Source organism: Thalassobacillus devorans, assembly GCF_900176565.1.
Lineage (GTDB): Bacteria > Bacillota > Bacilli > Bacillales > Halobacillaceae > Thalassobacillus > Thalassobacillus devorans_A.
Map to the genome: position 1 here is coordinate 88,203 of NZ_FXEH01000004.1, position 17,615 is coordinate 105,817.

The 17,615-nt window shown below is 37.2% G+C and carries 15 protein-coding genes; 13 read left to right on the forward strand and 2 right to left on the reverse strand.

Annotated elements, in window-relative coordinates; translation table 11 throughout:
* Positions 1–483 precede the first annotated feature (483 nt).
* The 5 genes from ltrA (B9Y67_RS02445) (at position 484) to B9Y67_RS20910 (ending at position 6,449) form a co-directional block, all read left to right on the forward strand.
* Positions 484–2,298, forward strand: coding sequence for a group II intron reverse transcriptase/maturase (gene ltrA / locus B9Y67_RS02445; protein ID WP_085505200.1), 1,815 nt, complete (start codon positions 484–486; stop codon positions 2,296–2,298).
* Between the two features lie 252 nt (positions 2,299–2,550).
* Complete coding sequence (locus B9Y67_RS02450) at positions 2,551–3,105, forward strand: GNAT family N-acetyltransferase (protein WP_254901676.1); 555 nt, start codon at positions 2,551–2,553, stop codon at positions 3,103–3,105.
* A gap of 366 nt (positions 3,106–3,471) precedes the next feature.
* Complete coding sequence (locus B9Y67_RS02455) at positions 3,472–3,924, forward strand: hypothetical protein (protein ID WP_085505202.1); 453 nt, start codon at positions 3,472–3,474, stop codon at positions 3,922–3,924.
* A gap of 780 nt (positions 3,925–4,704) precedes the next feature.
* The gene (ltrA, locus tag B9Y67_RS20905) at positions 4,705–5,799 is read left to right on the forward strand and encodes a group II intron reverse transcriptase/maturase (RefSeq protein ID WP_254901677.1); all 1,095 of its coding nucleotides are present in this window, start codon (positions 4,705–4,707) and stop codon (positions 5,797–5,799) included.
* Positions 5,796–6,449, forward strand: a complete 654-nt coding sequence (locus B9Y67_RS20910; RefSeq protein ID WP_254901678.1) for an HNH endonuclease — start codon at positions 5,796–5,798, stop codon at positions 6,447–6,449. The genes ltrA (B9Y67_RS20905) and B9Y67_RS20910 overlap by 4 nt, the downstream gene beginning before the upstream one ends.
* 605 nt (positions 6,450–7,054) lie before the next feature.
* Here the strand turns inward: B9Y67_RS20910 and B9Y67_RS02465 are convergent.
* A complete protein-coding gene (locus tag B9Y67_RS02465; protein ID WP_085505203.1) occupies positions 7,055–7,816 on the reverse strand; it encodes a MerR family transcriptional regulator in 762 nt (253 codons plus the stop codon).
* 424 nt (positions 7,817–8,240) lie between these two features.
* Between B9Y67_RS02465 and B9Y67_RS02470 the strand changes: the two genes are divergently transcribed.
* The 7 genes from B9Y67_RS02470 (at position 8,241) to B9Y67_RS02500 (ending at position 13,954) form a co-directional block, all read left to right on the forward strand.
* Entirely contained in the window at positions 8,241–8,507 is a 267-nt protein-coding gene (locus tag B9Y67_RS02470) for a CD3324 family protein (RefSeq protein WP_085505204.1), read from the forward strand.
* A 154-nt stretch (positions 8,508–8,661) separates the two neighbouring features.
* Positions 8,662–9,687 (forward strand): serine hydrolase domain-containing protein, encoded by a 1,026-nt coding sequence (locus tag B9Y67_RS02475; protein WP_085505205.1) that lies wholly within the window; start codon positions 8,662–8,664, stop codon positions 9,685–9,687.
* A 125-nt stretch (positions 9,688–9,812) separates the two neighbouring features.
* Positions 9,813–10,295, forward strand: a complete 483-nt coding sequence (locus B9Y67_RS02480; protein WP_085505206.1) for a class I SAM-dependent methyltransferase — start codon at positions 9,813–9,815, stop codon at positions 10,293–10,295.
* 25 nt (positions 10,296–10,320) lie between these two features.
* Entirely contained in the window at positions 10,321–10,593 is a 273-nt protein-coding gene (locus B9Y67_RS02485; protein ID WP_176223894.1) for a hypothetical protein, read from the forward strand.
* 433 nt (positions 10,594–11,026) lie between these two features.
* Entirely contained in the window at positions 11,027–12,460 is a 1,434-nt protein-coding gene (locus B9Y67_RS02490; protein WP_254901679.1) for a DUF1538 domain-containing protein, read from the forward strand.
* Positions 12,450–13,118, forward strand: a complete 669-nt coding sequence (locus B9Y67_RS02495; RefSeq protein WP_085505209.1) for a P-II family nitrogen regulator — start codon at positions 12,450–12,452, stop codon at positions 13,116–13,118. Before B9Y67_RS02490 ends, B9Y67_RS02495 begins: the two co-directional genes overlap by 11 nt.
* A 647-nt stretch (positions 13,119–13,765) precedes the next feature.
* Positions 13,766–13,954, forward strand: coding sequence for a hypothetical protein (locus B9Y67_RS02500; protein WP_085505210.1), 189 nt, complete (start codon positions 13,766–13,768; stop codon positions 13,952–13,954).
* Positions 13,955–14,240: 286 nt separating this feature from the next.
* On the opposite strand, the gene B9Y67_RS02505 is transcribed toward B9Y67_RS02500, so the two are convergent.
* The gene (locus tag B9Y67_RS02505; RefSeq protein ID WP_085505211.1) at positions 14,241–15,746 is read right to left on the reverse strand and encodes a potassium/proton antiporter; all 1,506 of its coding nucleotides are present in this window, start codon (positions 15,744–15,746) and stop codon (positions 14,241–14,243) included.
* Positions 15,747–16,795: 1,049 nt separating this feature from the next.
* Between B9Y67_RS02505 and B9Y67_RS02510 the strand changes: the two genes are divergently transcribed.
* On the forward strand, positions 16,796–17,071 hold the full coding sequence (locus tag B9Y67_RS02510; RefSeq protein WP_085505212.1) for a hypothetical protein: 276 nt from the start codon (positions 16,796–16,798) through the stop codon (positions 17,069–17,071).
* The last annotated feature ends 544 nt before the right edge of the window (positions 17,072–17,615 follow it).

Genomic DNA, 17,615 nt, shown 5'->3' on the forward strand with positions numbered 1-17,615 from the left:
AACGGATATGCCTCACGGCTGAAAAACTAGATAAGATGAGAATCGTTCTGTGAGATAGGAACTGACGAACTTCCGAAGGTAAGGGTCTAAATTTATAAGCGTAGGGAAACTTACGTGTCATCTTACGATGACGTGAGTGGTGTGGAGTAAAACTGCCCCCTCTGAAAGACGCTATACCGAACGATGGCGGTATCGAGCTCACAGGCTTATAGGAAGCATCTACGTCTGGTATGGAAAGCTACGTTGTATGGTACTTGGAAAGCAAGGAACGTTGAATCAAGGGCTGTCACCTGAAACGGTTGCTATAAAGGTATGCTGAAAAGCATTTATCCTTGTAAGGGTAGGGGAATGACTGATGAAACTTCTGTAATGGAAGTGGAGGAACAGCCCCAAGTCTAGAGTATGAAACGATTATTTTCCTAACGTGAATGGCACCGATCGGGTAGGAACGTGGGAACATCACTCCAAAGGAGGGATGCCACAGTGTCAACGCTGCGAAACTGGGATTATTATAATATGACGGAGACCTTTACGGATCTTCATGAAAAAGCGAGTCAGGGACATACGTTTTCTTATTTATATGAAACCATCATATCGAGAGAAAACATCCTGCTCGCTTTTCGCACGATTAAAACGAATAAAGGTTCTAAAACACCAGGAACCGATGGGAAAACCATCGATCACATGAAAGAGCTCTCCGAAAATGATCTGGTAAATGAAGTCCGAACTAAACTTAGAACCTATCGCCCGAAGAAAGTTCGAAGAGAATGGATTGAAAAAGAGAACGGAAAATGGAGGCCCCTCGGTATTCCATGCATCTTGGATCGAGTGATCCAACAATGCTTTAAACAAGTTCTCGAACCGATCGTAGAATCTCAATTTTTCAAACATAGCTACGGATTCAGACCTCTTCGGTCTGCTCATCATGCTATGGCAAGGATACAATCATTGATTAATCACGGTCAACTTCATTTTGTTGTTGATGTAGATATTAAGAGTTTCTTTGATAACGTGAATCATCGTCTATTGAAGAAGCAACTATGGAATATCGGCATTCAAGACCGTAAGGTACTGGCTTGTATTTCTAAAATGATCAAGTCGGAAATTGATGGTGAAGGTGTCCCAGAAAAAGGGTCACCTCAGGGTGGCATCTTGTCACCATTACTCTCCAATGTCGTCTTAAATGAACTAGACCAATGGGTTGCGGACCAGTGGGAAGTCTTTCCCCTGTCGAAATCCTATAGTTCCGACGATGCCAGAAGGCGAGCGAGAAAACAAACGAATTTGAAACAAGGATATCTGGTCAGGTATGCTGATGATTTTAAAATTCTATGCCGGGATGGAAAGACAGCGCAAAGGTGGTACCATGCGGTACGTCAGTACCTTAAAGAACGATTAAAGCTGGACATCTCACCAGAGAAATCTCAAATTGTAAACTTGAGAAAACGAGAATCAGAGTTCTTAGGGTTCACCATTCGTGCGAATAAAAAGGGTAAGAAACGAGTGGCCCATACTGGAGTCGTTTCTTCAAAAAGCGAGAAAATCAAACAGGAAGCGAAGAAACTCATTCGAAGAATGAAAGCTTCGCCTTCTGCTGAGAATATTCATCGTTACAATAGCTTTGTTCTAGGACTTCACCAATACTTTAAGCGAGCGACTCATGTAAGTCTCGTGTTTTCACGTCTTGCTTACGATCTTAAACCATTTTTAGTGAACCGCCTTCGACCGGTTGGAACGCTAAAACATCCTTTTCAGCCACCGCCTTTTTATAAGAGAACCTTTAGCTTAGGAACGAAAACGATGTATATCAATGGTACGTATCTATTTCCCATCGGAAATGTGAAAACATTTCATGCGATGAACTTCAGTTCAAAGCTTTCGCTTTACACGAAGAAGGGGAGAGAACAGATACACAAAAGTCTCCGACCGGATATCCAAAAAGAAATTGGACATTTAATGAAGTCTTCTCTACCAAAACGAAGTATCGAATATCTGGATAATCGTATTAGTCGATATAGTATGAAGATGGGGAGGTGCGAAGTCACTGGCGAGTACCTCCATGCATCAGAAGTTCATTGCCATCATTACGTGCCAAGGAACCAAGGAGGTACCGATCAATTTCAAAATCTCCGTATTCTTCATAAAGATATTCATCGACTTATCCATATAAAAGATATAGAGAAGATAAAGGTCTATCTTGAAAAGTTACCACAGAACCGATTGATCTTAGACAAAATCAATCAATACCGAAAGGTATGTGGGGTGGAAGGGATCGACGCATCCAGTCTCGAAAAGTAACATAGGAACTTATAATGTAGTACATATCTTTAGATGGAGCGCCGAATGCTGGGAAACTAGCACGTTCGGTGTGGAGCAGGGGAAAAGCTGGAGATAACTTCAAACGCTTACCTATTGCTAACAAAAGTGGAAGACGAACGTCTAATAATTGAGTAGTTTTGTCAAGGGGGACTTATCATTCTAAGGGGACCATTTGTTTAAGCGTATATGCAATGGAGGGAGAGAGAAATGGTATTTTCAAATCAGAAACCAATGATTGTGGGAGAGAAAATTTTTCTTAGACCTTTTAAAGAGGAGGATTTTCCTTATATAGAGGAATGTTTAAAAGATTCCGAAGTCATAAAACTAACAGGAAGCACCACAGATTATGATAAGGATGCGGTACAAGAGTGGTATAACACAAGAAATAAACAAACGGATCGTTTAGATCTTGCAATCGTGGATCAATCCCAAAATATCTTAGTAGGAGAAGTTGTCGTCAATTTATATGATGAAAATAGTAATAGTATGAATTTTAGAATACTTATTGGTCCGAGAGGAAGAAATCGAGGTTTAGGGACGGAAGCATCCCAACGAATGATAGATTATGTATTTAATCACACGAAACTAAACCAATTAACTTTGAGTGTGTATGACTTTAACCCAAGAGCTAAGCATGTATATCAAAAGGTTGGATTTGTAGTAGAAAATGTAGATGAAAATGAATTGGAGTTCGAGGGGGAATGGATAGACTCCATAAACATGAAATTAACAAGAAACGATTGGCTGGTTAAGGGTACTGTAATTGGGAAAACGAAAAGAGAATAATCTTTCTATTACAATTTTTAGTTCCCAGACGGTGTATTTAATAGCGGATCTACTTGGTCACTAATACAATTGTTTATATTGAAAGACCTTTCCCCACAGAGTTAACTTTGTTCGATAAAAACAATAATGAAGTTTCTCCCCCTGATGTATTAAACTGATGGGGGCTTTAGTTTAAGTTCTGCTCCAAGATATCTCGAAATCAAGTCTTCCACAATAGGGGGCGTTTGTTCAATATAGACGCTCCCTTTTTTTAACTCATGGGCAGGATTGTGGAAGGTTTGAATTCTTGAATTCGAGATATCTTACTTAATAAAATAACTCTTGCCTGGGAACATTAAAATAAAAAAGTAAAAGGAGTTCCCAGATATGTGGATCAATATAGTGGTCGGTCTAGTTATTCCCTGGGTAACGATCGGTTATTTATTTATAAAAAATCCAGTGGTAATCATATTGATGTATCCACTAGGTGTAGCTATTGCATTTGTGGGCAGTGATTGGGGTTTTGGACTTTTTTGGGAAGTTACTCCGACTTATGAGCAGAACAATTCTTTGTCAGCGTTTCCTTTCAAAGTCGGTTACTTCCCCCTATTGTCCGTTTTGTTTGGTTATATAAAAGCAAAGGAAATAATCAATACACCTCTCCTTATTATTTTATTCACGCTCATTACCGCTTTTATGGAACTTGTGGGGGTTTGGGTGGGTAAAATTATCTATTCACATGGTTGGAACATTTTCTGGACACTTTTCATCTATTTATTTGGGTTTATGGTATCGGCCTTCTATATAAAAATACTTAAGAAGTATAATATTTTAGAGTAGAGATCTATTTCCCTCTATTATACGAACTAGTACAGGGTTAGTGCTCATTTAATGCAGGGTATCTCGAAAACAATTCTTCAACAATAGGGGGCGCGCGACAAGTTCTGCTATAAACGCTTTTCAGCGTGAAAGGCAGGAAGTTTATTTTAATAAACTTCAACGGTACAACGGAGGATGGGAATGATGGATCCATGTTTCCGGAAACCATCCCGTCAACACTCCTGCATGCGCTAAGACGGGCAGGTCTTAGGGTGTGAAGCACAGGTAGATTGGGCAGAACGAAGGCTGAAGCCATTGGGTATGCTGACGGATATGCCCCACGGCTGAAAAACTAGATAAGATGAGAATGGTTCCTTGAGATAGGAACTGACGAACTTCCGAAGGTAAGGGTCTAAAGATTCGAACGTAAGGAAACTTACGTGTCATCTTACGATGACGTGAGTGGTGTGGAGTAAAACTGCCCCCTCTGAAAGACGCTATACCGAACGATGGCGGTATCCAGCTCACAGGCTTAAAGGAAGCATCTACGTTTAGTATGGATAGCTACGTTGTATGGTACTTGGAAAGCAAGGAACGTTGAATCAAGGGCTGTCACCCGAAACGGTTGCTATAAAGGTATGCTGAAAAGCATTTATCCTTGTAAGGGTAGGGGAATGACTGATGAAACTTCTGTAATGGAAGTGGAGGAATAGCCCCAAGTCTAGAGTATGAAACGATTATTTTCCTAACGTGAATGGCACCGATCGGGTAGGAACATCCCTCCAAAGGAGGGATGCCACAGTGTCAACGCTGCGAAACTGGGATTATTATAATATGACGGAGACCTTTACGGATCTTCATGAAAAAGCGAGTCAGGGAAATACGTTCTCTCAGTTATATGAAACCATCATATCGAGAGAAAACATCCTGCTCGCTTTCCGCATGATTAAAACCAATAAGGGATCAAAAACACCAGGAACCGATGGGAAGACCAGCGATGACATGAAAGAGCTATCCGAAAAAGATCTGGTAAACGAAGTCCGAACCAAACTTAGAAACTATCACCCGAAGAAAGTTCGAAGAGAATGGATTGAAAAAGAGAACGGAAAATGGAGACCCCTTGGGATTCCATGCATCTTGGATCGAGTGATCCAACAATGCTTCAAACAAGCTCTCGAACCGATTGTAGAATCTCAATTCTTTAAACATAGCTACGGTTTCAGACCTCTACGATCTGCTCATCATGCTATGGCAAGGATACAGTTTTTGATTAATCATAGTCAACTTCATTACGTCGTTGATGTAGATATTAAAAGTTTCTTTGATAACGTGAATCATCGTCTATTGAAGAAGCAACTATGGAATATCGGCATTCAAGACCGTAAGGTACTGGCTTGTATTTCTAAAATGATCAAGTCGGAAATTGATGGTGAAGGTGTTCCAGAAAAAGGGTCGCCTCAGGGTGGTATCCTGTCACCATTACTCTCCAATGTCGTCTTAAATGATCTAGACCAATGGGTTGCGGATCAGTGGGAAGTATTTCCTCTGATGAAACCTTACAGCTCAGATGATGCCAGAAGGCGAGCGAGAAAACAAACGAACCTGAAAAAGGGATACCTGGTCCGATATGCTGATGATTTTAAAATTCTATGCAGGGATGGAAAGACAGCGCAACGGTGGTACCACGCGGTACGTCTGTACCTTAAAGAGCGCTTAAAACTGGACATCTCTCCAGAAAAATCTCAAATTGTAAACTTGAGAAAACGGGAATCTGAGTTCTTAGGGTTCACCATTCGTGCGAATAAAAAGGGTAAGAAACGAGTGGCCCATACTGGGGTCATTTCTAAAAAAGTGAGAAAATCAAACAGGAAGCGAAGAAGCTCATTCGAAGAATGAAAGCTTCGCCTTCTGCTGAGAATATTCATCGTTACAATAGCTTTGTTCTAGGACTTCACCAATACTTTAAGCGAGCGACTCATGTAAGTCTCGTGTTTTCACGTCTTGCTTACGATCTTAAACCATTTTTAGTGAACCGCCTTCGACCGATTGGAACGCTAAAACATCCTTTTCAGCCACCGCCTTTTTATAAGAGAACCTTTAGTTTAGGAACGAAAACGATCTATATCAATGGTACGTATCTATTTCCCATCGGAAATGTGAAAACATTTCATGCGATGAGCTTCAGTTCAAAGCTTTCGCTTTACACGAAGAAAGGCAGAGAACAGATACACAAAAGTATCCGCCCAGATATCCAGAAAGAAATTGGACACTTAATGAAGTCTTCTTTACCGAATCGAAGTGTCGAATACCTGGATAATCGTATTAGTCGGTATAGTATGAAGATGGGGAAATGCGAAATTACAGGCGAATATCTTCACGCTTCAGATGTTCACTGTCACCACTATATGCCAAAGAATCTTGGAGGAAGCGACCAATTTAAAAACCTGCGTATTCTTCATAATTCATCGACTGATTCATGTAAAAGATATAGAGAAGATAAAGGTTTATCTCAAACAATTACCACAGAATCGATTGATCTTAGATAAAATCAATCAATACCGAAAGGTATGTGGGGTGGAAGGGATCGACGCATCCAGTCTCGAAAAGTTATAATTTAGTACATATCTTTAGATGGAGCGCCGAATGCTGGGAAACTAGCACGTTCGGTGTGGAGCAGGGGAAAAGCTGGAGATAACTTCAAACGCTTACCTATTGCTAACCATTGTTCAATAAGAGCAATCGCTTTTTTGCTAAGGGGCAGGATTGTGGAAGACTCAGTTTCGAGATAACTCATGTTTTATTTATAAAAAGGCTGAGTAAATAGGTGGTTTTGAAATAATTGGAACTAATTATGAGCAGAGCTTAAAATTTTATTGGAGGTTTTAGAATTTTTCATTAGACTTTTCTGTAGTAATAAGGGGGCTGGCACCATTAAATTAAATCTAAAATCGTAGTTAATTCTTTTAATAGGAATATTAGTTGGTCTTACTATGGTTAATATAATTAGTAATAATGGATAGCAGCAATAACTCTTTTCACTCGTAGGTGGAATATTTGGGAATTGGAAGCTTTTTTGGGTGAGGTCTATCCTTAACTATAAAAAAGTCTAAAAAAAGAGGAAGCTACTGGGGTGTGACTTCCTCCGTTATTCTTACTTAGCCCCTGTATAAATTTGTACAGCGTCACGGAGAAACTTAGCTGTACCGGGTTCCTCATCATCGTAATAAGCTGTGAAACGTTCATCATCCACATACATTTGCGCTATTCCTGCATGTGCTTCAAGGGTATATTTTACCCAAAAGAAGCTTAGCCATTGGCGATGGAGAGCAGCAGCTTTTTGAGCTGCTTCGCTCGCTGGGTTTCCTGTTTTTAACCCTTTGCTCAATTCATCTTTCATTTCTTTTTCTAGTCTCTGAACTTCTTCATATTCGGCTTCAGACATTTTCAGTACTTGTTGATTAGATTTCTCAACAGTATTATTTCCGTACTTTTCCCTAACCTCTTTGCCATATTTTTTCTCGTTTTCATCCACGAGTCTTTGCTTGAATGCGTCAAACTTTTCCTTATCCTGCATAGTGATCCTCCCTTCTGAGGCAGCGATTGTTTTATCCACGCTGTCAATCAATTGATCGAGCTGTGCTCGTTTTGCCAGTAGCTTTCTTCGGTGATCCAAAAGTGCTTGAGCCGGGTCGAAAGAGGAAGAGGTTATAATTTTTTTTATTTTCTCCAGTTCTAAACCGAGTTCACGATAGAACAATATTTGCTGCAGTTGATCTACCTCTTTTCGACCATAGATACGATATCTCGAAGAATTGATTCTTGCCGGCTTAAGAATCCCGATTTCATCGTAATAACGTAAAGTTCTGGAACTGACTCCAGCTAATTTTGCTAATTTTTTCACCGTATATTCCATCTGCTCACCTCCTGACATTCTTAATATACACCTTTACGCAACGTCAAGGTAAAGAGTTTTTTTAGGATGTTTATAAATAAATGTTATTTATATTGTTTATCTTGAAACTGAATCTTTCGCTAAAGGGGGCTTTAGTTAAATACGGAGGTCGTTTTTTCTTTTACTGATAGCATACATTTCCAGTGAACAAATGGAAAAGGAACTGTTCATTTGATATGTTTGAATTGAAAATGTTGGGAGGGATTGAAATTAGACAAGTTATTTCGTTTGCTAAATCGCTAATGCCTCATGCAAAGTCTAATAAGGTATAGCGATACTTTGCGTGAGGATATAAGAAGTCGCTCGCTATTAGTAACCATTTCTACCTTTTTAGGCTTTGCACCTTGTGATATCTAATTTAAATATCTTATAAGGGGCAAAAGAAATGAGTTATGTTAAAGCTGAAAGTATACTACCTCCAGAACTATTGGAAGAGTTACAAAAATACGTTCAAGGTAAGACGATTTATATACCTAAGGATAAAAGTGACTATCAGAAGTGGGGGACACATTCTGGTAGTAGAAGAAGGTTAGATCAAAGGAATCGCATTATTAAAGAAAAATTCAAATTGGGTATAAATATTGATGAGATATCTGAGGAATATTTTCTTTCTGCCGAAACAATCAAGAATATTGTTTACCAAAGAAATTAAATGAGGTTGAAATAGAGGGCTACATTGTTAAAGGTAGCCCTTTTCTATGGTGAGTTTTTTTCATAATCATTTTGAGTATTTAACCGAAGCTCTAAGAAGCGTAAACTGTAATTAACTTAATAGTTGAAATTGCGAAACAATGCGGAGGGGAAAAATGATGGGGAACAGTGAATTAAACAATATAATCACTAACATAGGCGATAAGATTGATTTTTCAGGTGTGGTACATGTGAAACATAACGGGGATGTAACGAATTTGTCCTTTGGCTATGCGGACAGGTCTGAAAAAAGGCTGAACAATATGGACACCCGTTTTGGGATAGCGTCTGGATGTAAGTTATTTACGGCTATCGGGATTTCACAGTTAGTCGAAAGAGGTTTAATAAATTTCGAGACTCGTTTAGTTGACTGCTTAGATCTAGAATTTCAAAACTTCGATAAAGAGATTACGATCCATCATCTTTTAACACATACATCTGGCATACCTGATTACTTTGATGAAGAAAAGATGAGTGATTATGAAGATTTGTGGAAGGACTATCCTGTTTATCAAATCAATACTCTTAAAGATTTTTTACCTCTATTTCAAGCTGAACCAATGAACTTCAAGCCAGGGGATAGCTTCCATTATAATAATGCAGGATATATTCTCTTAGGTCTGATTTTGGAAGAACAAACAGGAATGCCTTTTACAGAATACATAGAAAAAGAAGTCTTTTTTAAGTGCAATATGTTAGATTCAGGGTATTTCTCTTTGGACCAACTACCCGAGAACACAGCAAAAGGATACATTGATAACCATAAAGATAATACCTGGAGAACAAATATTTATTCTATTCCTAAAAAAGGTGGGTCTGATGGTGGTGCATTTACTACAGCAGCCGATATGATTAAATTGTGGGAATCGTTATTTAACTTTAAACTTTTGAATGAAGAGACGACAATGAAAATGCTTAAACCGCATGTTCATGTAAATGGAGAAATCCATTATGGTTACGGTGTATGGATGAACAAAAGGATGCAGCAAATATATAAATATCATGTGATGGGGTATGATCCAGGTGTCAGCTTTAGATCTTCTATTTACCCTGAATCTAATTTGAAGATGGTTATACCTTCCAATATCGAATCTGGTCCTTTCGATATTACGAAAAAAATTGAGGAAGTACTTTTAAAATAAACTCGCTGGGTAAAGTATCTCGAAATCAAGTATTCAACAAACGGGGGCGATAGCTGAACAGTTTTTATCGCTTATCGTGCTAACGGAGCAGGATTGTGGAAATATAAAATACAGGGGGGATATATATGGATGACTTAGAAATTGTGAGAAAATTTTACGACGAAACAGTAAATTATGAGTGGGAGCGCCTTGAACGTCATAAAGTGGAGTATGAACTTAGTAAACGCTTTATGAACCGTTATATTAAACCAAATGATAAAGTGTTGGACCTTGGCGGTGGACCAGGTAAATATTCACTTTATCTTGCTGAACGTGGATGTGATGTGACTTTAGCAGATCTATCCCAAAATAATATTGATTATGCATTGAATAAAGCAAAGGAGCTCGGTCTTTCATTGAAAGGTTTGTGTTTAGACGCACGTGACTTATCATCTTTAGGCAACAGTAGATTTGACCACATTCTTTGTATGGGACCGATGTATCATCTCAAAAGTAAGGATGACCGAAATAAAACTAAAACCAAATGGAACTATATTTGTGGCATTTGTTTCTTCCTATTCTTTCGTATGGGATTATCTCATACGAAATCCCGAATTAATATTAGATGAAGAACGGAAATCTCAGCTAAATAGTTTGGTGGAAGATGAAAACTTTGCGGGACAAGGGTTTTCGGATAACTTTTTTATATCACCAAAAAATGTACTTCCTTTATTCAGTCAATTTAACCTAGAAAAACTTCACTTGCTTAATTGCGAAAGTTTTTTGTATCTACGTGAGCCTGAACTTCTAAGACAACGCCCTAAAGTTATAAATGCTTGGCTGGATTTAGCTGAGCAGGTGTGTGAACGAGAAGATTTACTCAGTATGGCAGAGCATATAATGTATATCGGTAAAAAAACTAAATAAAATCCTTATAATACAAACGGGTGCTAAAGTAAAAGACTCCCCAAGATATATCTCGAACTCGATTGCAGCTATTACTAGCTGATACGTAGGTTATAAAAATAGAAAATTACCTACAAAAACTTTGTTAATGATAAAATTAAAAGTAGACCTTACAATCATTATAAAATATCGGTATGGTTAAAAAAGGAAGATGCGTTGACTATACTAGGTATCAATTTATCTTAGTTTTCCAATTATTCTGTAGTATCCTTTTTATTGATTACCCTCTTTAAACCTCCATCTTGAATTCACATTCTCTCATTAGCCCAGTATCAATAATTAGAACATGGTAGTGTCAGAGCTTCTTAAAACTACATAGAAAGGAATGAGCTTTTTGACCGTAATAGTCTCAAAGTTAAAAGAAGTATTATATGCAGTCCTTCCCATTACAGTAATGGTCTTGATTTTGAACTTTACATTAGCTCCGTTGGAGTCTTCATTAATTGTCAGTTTTATAATCGGCGCAATATTCATCATTATTGGATTATCTATATTTTTATTTGGGGTTGATATCGGAATTACACCTATCGGAAAAGCGATGGGGAAAACAATAGCCAAAACCAATAAAATTTGGGTGGTTGTGATCGCTGGGCTGTTACTTGGCTTTTTTATTTCAATCGCGGAACCTGATTTACATATATTGGCCCGACAGGTTGATCTAGTCACGTCAGGTCTGATCCCAAAAGCTAGTATCGTGGTTGTTGTTTCAATAGGAATTGGAGTACTTATTGCGACAGGACTTGTTAGAATTGTGTTCAATATCCCATTATATAAAGTACTATCTGTTTTGTATCTGATTATTTTAGTCCTATCTTTATTTACTTCACCCGAGTTTTTAGCTATATCCTTTGATGCTTCTGGAGCAACAACAGGAGCGTTAACGGTTCCGTTCATTTTGGCACTTGCACTAGGGATTTCTTCTCTAAAGAGGGATAGTAAAGCTTCGGAGAAAGATAGTTTTGGACTTGTTGCTATTGCATCAACAGGCGCAATTATAGCTGTTATGATTATGAATATCATTGCTCAGACGGACAAGTTATCGGGGAGTCTTGATCAACATTCGGCTGATTCCGTATCGATTTTAGGTGCTTTTTTACATGAGCTTCCTATAATTGCACAAGAAATCACATTGGCACTTCTCCCCATTTTAATAATTTTTCTTGTATTCCAAAAATTTTCATTTAAAATGACTATAAAAGCGGTTAGAAAAATACTGACAGGGATTTTATTCACATTTGTTGGGCTTGTTTTATTTTTAGTAGGGGTAAATGCTGGATTTATGGAAGTTGGAACCGCTATAGGACATTCAATCGCATCTTTGGATAATAAATCATATATTGTTATTATAGCTTTTGTTCTTGGGGTCGTTACGATTCTTGCAGAACCAGCAGTTTATGTATTAACACATCAGATAGAGGATGTTACCAGTGGTTATGTAAGGAGAAAGATCGTCATGTTTTCTCTCTGTATCGGGGTTGGTTTTGCCGTGTCATTATCAATCTTAAGAATACTTATTCCCGAACTCCAATTATGGCATTATCTTTTACCAGGTTATATCATCGCCATAGCTTTGACCTATGTGGTACCAAAGCTTTTTGTCGGAATTGCCTTTGATTCAGGAGGGGTTGCCTCAGGACCGATGACCGCAACGTTTATATTGGCGTTTGTTCAAGGTGCAGCTGAAGCGATAGAGGGTGCCAACGTGTTAATAGATGGATTTGGTATGATTGCACTGGTAGCATTAACCCCGCTAATCACATTACAGGTAGTTGGTTTTGTATTTAAATTAAAAGCGAGAAAAGGAGGCGAAGTAAGGGATGTCCAGTAATTCAGATATCGCCGAATTAGAATTAGTTTATGTAATCGTTGATCTGGGACTTGGAAGCAAAGTAGTACAAACAGCTAAAAAACATGGTATTTCAGGCGGAACAGTGTTACTTGGACGAGGGACATTAAAAAGCCGCCTCCTGAATTTATTAGGAATCAACGATGTACGCAAAGAGATTGTAATGATGCTTTCTTATAGAGAAAAAGCCAATCATGTAATTGAACAACTTGCAAAGAAATTCAATTTTATAAAAAAGCATAAAGGTATTGTATTTACCATCTCTGTAGGTAAGGTAGTAGGGGCGAGAAATTATAAAGGACACAAAGGAAAAGAAGAAAGAGGTGTAGATCATAGTATGTATCAAGCAATTACGGTAATCGTTGAAAAAGGGAATGCCGAAGAAGTAATAGGTGCAGCAACCAAGGCGGGGTCAAAAGGAGGCACCATTATTAATGCAAGAGGATCTGGAATCCATGAGACTAGCAAGGTATTTGCAATGGATATTGAACCTGAAAAAGAAATTGTTTTGATTCTGAGTGAAAAAGAAAGTACTGAAGAAATAGTAGCGTCAATAAGGAGTAAGCTTAAGATTGATGAGCCAGGAAACGGGATTATCTTCATTCAAGATGTAAATAATACTTATGGTTTATATAAGTGATTTTTAGAATTTAAAAGGTAATTGATTAGTGCAGGAAATGCGGTAAATGTGCTTTTCCTGTTTTTGTCTGCTTAGACTTATTGGCGAATATACCACAAAAAAGTTCTTCGATACAATTTTTAAATATATTTCTGAATATATTATTTATAATGGATTATGAAAATTCACAAAAAGAGCAAATGGATAGATAAGCATGCTTTTTACTATTTACTTTTGCTGGTAAAATAAAAATGAGGTATATTTCATTGCTAGCCGAAGGGAGGGGAGAGAGGTTAACTTTTATAAAATTGTTATTTCACTATTCTTATTGTTGGTAACAGTGAATTCATTTCATGAGATAGCTGTAAAGCCATACAATCCCTCCCCCACTGAATTGACGGCTAAACCAGTAGTTTCAACTCAGAAAGCTGTGCATTTTTCAAATGCCACTGTTCTACCGAAAAGTGAGAAAGAGGATTTCCGTCCATTAAAGCTCTCGAAAGAGAGAGCTTACAGTTTGCGGCGCTCTCTCCCTTGTTATACCTATCCCACTTATGTAACTTCAGTGAGATCACTATCACAGTTTATGAAGGTGAAGTTCTTTCAATCAAGCTATACATGATTTTCTCTCTACCTAAGCACAAAGTAGGATAAAAAGGAGAGAAAACATGAAATATTCAAATGATAAAGATACGTTATTGTATTATGGTATGAGTTTCTTAGTGTTAATCATTTTCTTTGGAGGTATTTTTATTTCAGGTATTGTTACAGGTGTTGAATGGGGAGAATATATACCTCGATTTTCCTGGGATATGTTCAATGCTAGGGAATTAAAACAGATAGTGGGTTTGGAATAAAGATAAAATGGTAAACCCATTTATTAAGTCACACCCACTGATGATCAAATTTAGCATGGTGAATTTTGGTGGAAAAAAACAGAATCCTTTTAGCTGGGCTCATATATGTCCTGTAAAGCATGATTAAAATTGTACTATAGTGATTGTTTCTGTTAATTGACCGTCTCTTTATTGTCACGCTTTCAGAACCTGAAATACAACATACCTATTCATTAGACAAATTCAAATCTGATATAGTACGAAATCATTCAGCCCTTAATAAATATTAAGGGCTGGTTTTTGTATTTTAATCCTTTAGATGCTTATCTATTTCCTTTGAGCTAACCTTTTGTTCTAATTCTTTTGTTAATTGGTCTTTATACTTTGACTCAACAAGAATATATAAGAAGTCTCCCGGGTGTATTGTGGTTTCTCCATAGGGGGTTATCACATGGTTGTCTCTAATTATTGCATTTACATTTGAACGATTGGGTAAAGAAAGTTCTTTCAGTTTCTTTCCAACAACCGCAGATTCTTTGTTCGTCTGAAATTGAACCATCTCTGCAGCCACTTTTCCCATGGATATCAGTTCAATAGAATGGTGTGGAACATCTTTTTTAGGTCCTACCAGTTTTAATTTTTTAGCTGCCCAGGAGATGGTGGAACCTTGAATTAATGCTGATGTTAATACGATAAAGAATACGATGTTAAAGAGGGTTTGGCTATTCTCAAGGCCCTCGACGATTGGAAATGTGGCAAGAACAATTGGAACGGCTCCACGTAAGCCTGCCCAGGATATTAAGACCTTTTCTTTAACTGAATAATTGAGTTTTATTAAAGAAAGAAAAACTGCAATAGGGCGGGCCACAAGCATTAACAATACAGATAAAATTAATCCACCTAGAATAACTTGTAAGGAAAAAAGTTGCGCTGGAAACACTAACAGCCCCAAGATAATAAACATGATAATTTGCGCCATCCAAGCAAATCCTTCATTAAACTGAAAAATGGAATATCGATAGGTTAATTCCCGATTTCCTATCACTAATGCGGCTATATATACTGCCAATAAGCCACTCCCTCCAATAAGTGCAGTTATCCCATAAATAAGCAGGGCAAAAGCTACTGATAATATAGGGTAAAGCGCACTTGATTCTAATCTTATTCGGTTAATAGAAAAAGAAGCTAACCTGCCAAAAAGAACTCCCAAAATAAGTCCCAGTCCCATTTGTAAAAAGAATGTAGGGACTAGCATCCAAATAGAGCTATCCTGCCGTGAAATTAACTCTATGAGTGATATAGTTAAAAAGACAGCCATAGGATCATTTGTACCGGATTCAGCCTCAAGAGTAGCCCCCATCTTAGCTTTTATATTCCTTTCTTTAAGAGCAGCGAAAACTGCTGCCGCGTCTGTAGATCCAACAATCGCCCCTAAAAGCATTCCTTCTAGGAGAGTTAAGTCAAATAAGAGAAAAGCAGAATATCCAATAATTGTAGAGGTTATTAGTACTCCTACTGTAGCTAGGGATAATGAAGGAATCGCTACCGAGCGAATCGTTGCCCATTTTGCATGTAGCCCTCCTTCAAATAGGATAATCACCAAAGCGAACACACCTATGATCTGGGCTACCTTAGCATTATCGAAAAAAATAATTCCTAAACCATCACTTCCAGCGAGCATACCTACGATTATAAATAAGATAAGAGAGGGGAGTCCCCACTTAGTAGAAAATTTTGAAGCGAATATTCCACTGAAAAGTAATAATGCAGTGAGCATTAAGAAAGTGTCCGTACCGAATGTTTCAAAAAACATTGTGTTTAATTCTCCTTATAAATTATGTAATTTGTATATACTTTTTTAACTGGAATACAATTTTGAAATATTTATGTATAGTCTGATTGGTGTTTTACAGTCACAATAAAACCTATATTCTCACCTTGTTGTTCCTCGAACTTTTCTTTTTCAACCTTATTCGGGTGTTAAAAAAGAAACCGGTGAATTGCATTGTTGAGGTGGATCTGAGTAAGGAAGAGGAATTTTCAAACCGTTGATTTTAACAGCTTTATGGACAGAAATAGTTATAGATGTAATTGTAGGTTTAGGTTAAATAATTTCTCTCAATGGTTGCAACTATTTCAGTTGGACTTTACCAGCGAAAGAAGTACAAGTTAAACCACATAATTGCCAAACTCCACCCCTTTAAGACTATAACTAATTATACCAATAATAGATATAATTTGAACAAAAAAGAAGGAGAATTAGCCGCTAAAGCAAAAAATTGTACTTAAAGATTTCAAGAATATAAGCGCATAGTCAATAGCTTCTTAATTAAGAGAAAAGTTATGGATTAATTAGCAACGGCCTACAGAAGCACTAGCCTGTAGAGTTATGGTTATCAAATTATCTGATATTAATTCTTCTGATAAGAGGCAAACTTAGAAGACTAGATAATTGTCTTTATGTTACAAGGTCCGCGGAGGAGCATCGGGTGGCTCTTTTCTCTTGACCGGTATCCGTTGACGATACAATGAAATCCTTCTAACCTTTTTAAAAGGCTTGGTTAATACCATATATACCTGTTCCAAAAAACATAATAAAAATGTTAGTCTGTTTTATTATGTTGCCATCCTATTTTAGGAGGATCATTATTTGAGTATCCGGAACCGTCCTAAATTAGGTTCTTTTAACAAATAATCTATTTTATTATGTTCTTTTGTGCTGTATTATCAAAAATGAATAATATTATAGATTAAAGAATTAACAGAACCACTTCATGTTTTGGTTCTCATACTATATACTGGCAAGGAGAAAAGTTTTATCACGGAGAAATAAAACATAAATAAAGGTTTAGGAGGATTGGTATGAGAAAGGTTATTGAGGGGAAATTGTATGATACTGAAAAAGCGAACCTTATTTATGAGTTTCAGAAATATGCCAACATAGATAGTACTTATGGTCATACTAAGACTTGGGTGACAGCGCAATTGTATCAGACAAGTAAGGGAAACTGGTTTGAGTTGGTTGAAGGTAAAAATACATCAGATGTACTAAATAAATTAAATGAAGATAAAGTAAAAGAGATACTTGCCAATGACCCTGAAAAATATCAGGAGTTTTTCGAATTAGAAGATGCCTAGTTATGTTGTAAGTCAATTAACTTACAGAAAAATACGAGCGCTATAAGAATACTGGTGAACTATAACAGCCGTAAGTGGCTGTTATTTTATTTCAATTTCAGTGCTAATTATTCAAAGAAATAAGTTATACTCAATGAAAGGAAGGAGAAGCTATGAACTTTCTTCACCTATGGAATCGGATATAGTCAGCCACTATTTTCACCAGGTCTTTCCCAATTGACATACTTTTTGACATACTATTCGACAGAACTATTTATTTTCTTTTGTTATAGATGTTGAATACGGACCTTATATACACTGCTTTTATCCCTCGGTTTTGATGTTATTTTCCTTTATTAACTTAAGTGAATCCATGGGCGGCATGATGTGATAGCCCCCAAAACCCTTTCATCATAGGATTTGAAAACAAATTGACTGGATTTTGACTGGTTTTTAAAATTGTTTACTAAATCTAAAAGCCTCTCAAGAGTTTATAAACTCTTGAGAGGCTTTTCTTTTATTTTTAAATTTATAAGTGATAAATTAAAGGATTGATTTTGAAATA

What these genes read in the sequence shown, in the direction of transcription:
- B9Y67_RS02480 (WP_085505206.1), top strand. Translation starts at nt 9,813, where the DNA reads ATGGATGACTTAGAAATTGTGAGAAAATTTTACGACGAAACAGTAAAT.
- B9Y67_RS02465 (WP_085505203.1), bottom strand. Translation starts at nt 7,816, where the DNA reads ATGGAATATACGGTGAAAAAATTAGCAAAATTAGCTGGAGTCAGTTCC.
- B9Y67_RS02505 (WP_085505211.1), bottom strand. Translation starts at nt 15,746, where the DNA reads ATGTTTTTTGAAACATTCGGTACGGACACTTTCTTAATGCTCACTGCA.
- B9Y67_RS02500 (WP_085505210.1), top strand. Translation starts at nt 13,766, where the DNA reads ATGAAATATTCAAATGATAAAGATACGTTATTGTATTATGGTATGAGT.
- B9Y67_RS20910 (WP_254901678.1), top strand. Translation starts at nt 5,796, where the DNA reads ATGAAAGCTTCGCCTTCTGCTGAGAATATTCATCGTTACAATAGCTTT.
- B9Y67_RS02450 (WP_254901676.1), top strand. Translation starts at nt 2,551, where the DNA reads ATGATTGTGGGAGAGAAAATTTTTCTTAGACCTTTTAAAGAGGAGGAT.
- B9Y67_RS02490 (WP_254901679.1), top strand. Translation starts at nt 11,027, where the DNA reads ATGGTCTTGATTTTGAACTTTACATTAGCTCCGTTGGAGTCTTCATTA.
- B9Y67_RS02495 (WP_085505209.1), top strand. Translation starts at nt 12,450, where the DNA reads ATGTCCAGTAATTCAGATATCGCCGAATTAGAATTAGTTTATGTAATC.
- B9Y67_RS02475 (WP_085505205.1), top strand. Translation starts at nt 8,662, where the DNA reads ATGATGGGGAACAGTGAATTAAACAATATAATCACTAACATAGGCGAT.
- B9Y67_RS02510 (WP_085505212.1), top strand. Translation starts at nt 16,796, where the DNA reads ATGAGAAAGGTTATTGAGGGGAAATTGTATGATACTGAAAAAGCGAAC.
- B9Y67_RS02470 (WP_085505204.1), top strand. Translation starts at nt 8,241, where the DNA reads ATGAGTTATGTTAAAGCTGAAAGTATACTACCTCCAGAACTATTGGAA.
- B9Y67_RS02455 (WP_085505202.1), top strand. Translation starts at nt 3,472, where the DNA reads ATGTGGATCAATATAGTGGTCGGTCTAGTTATTCCCTGGGTAACGATC.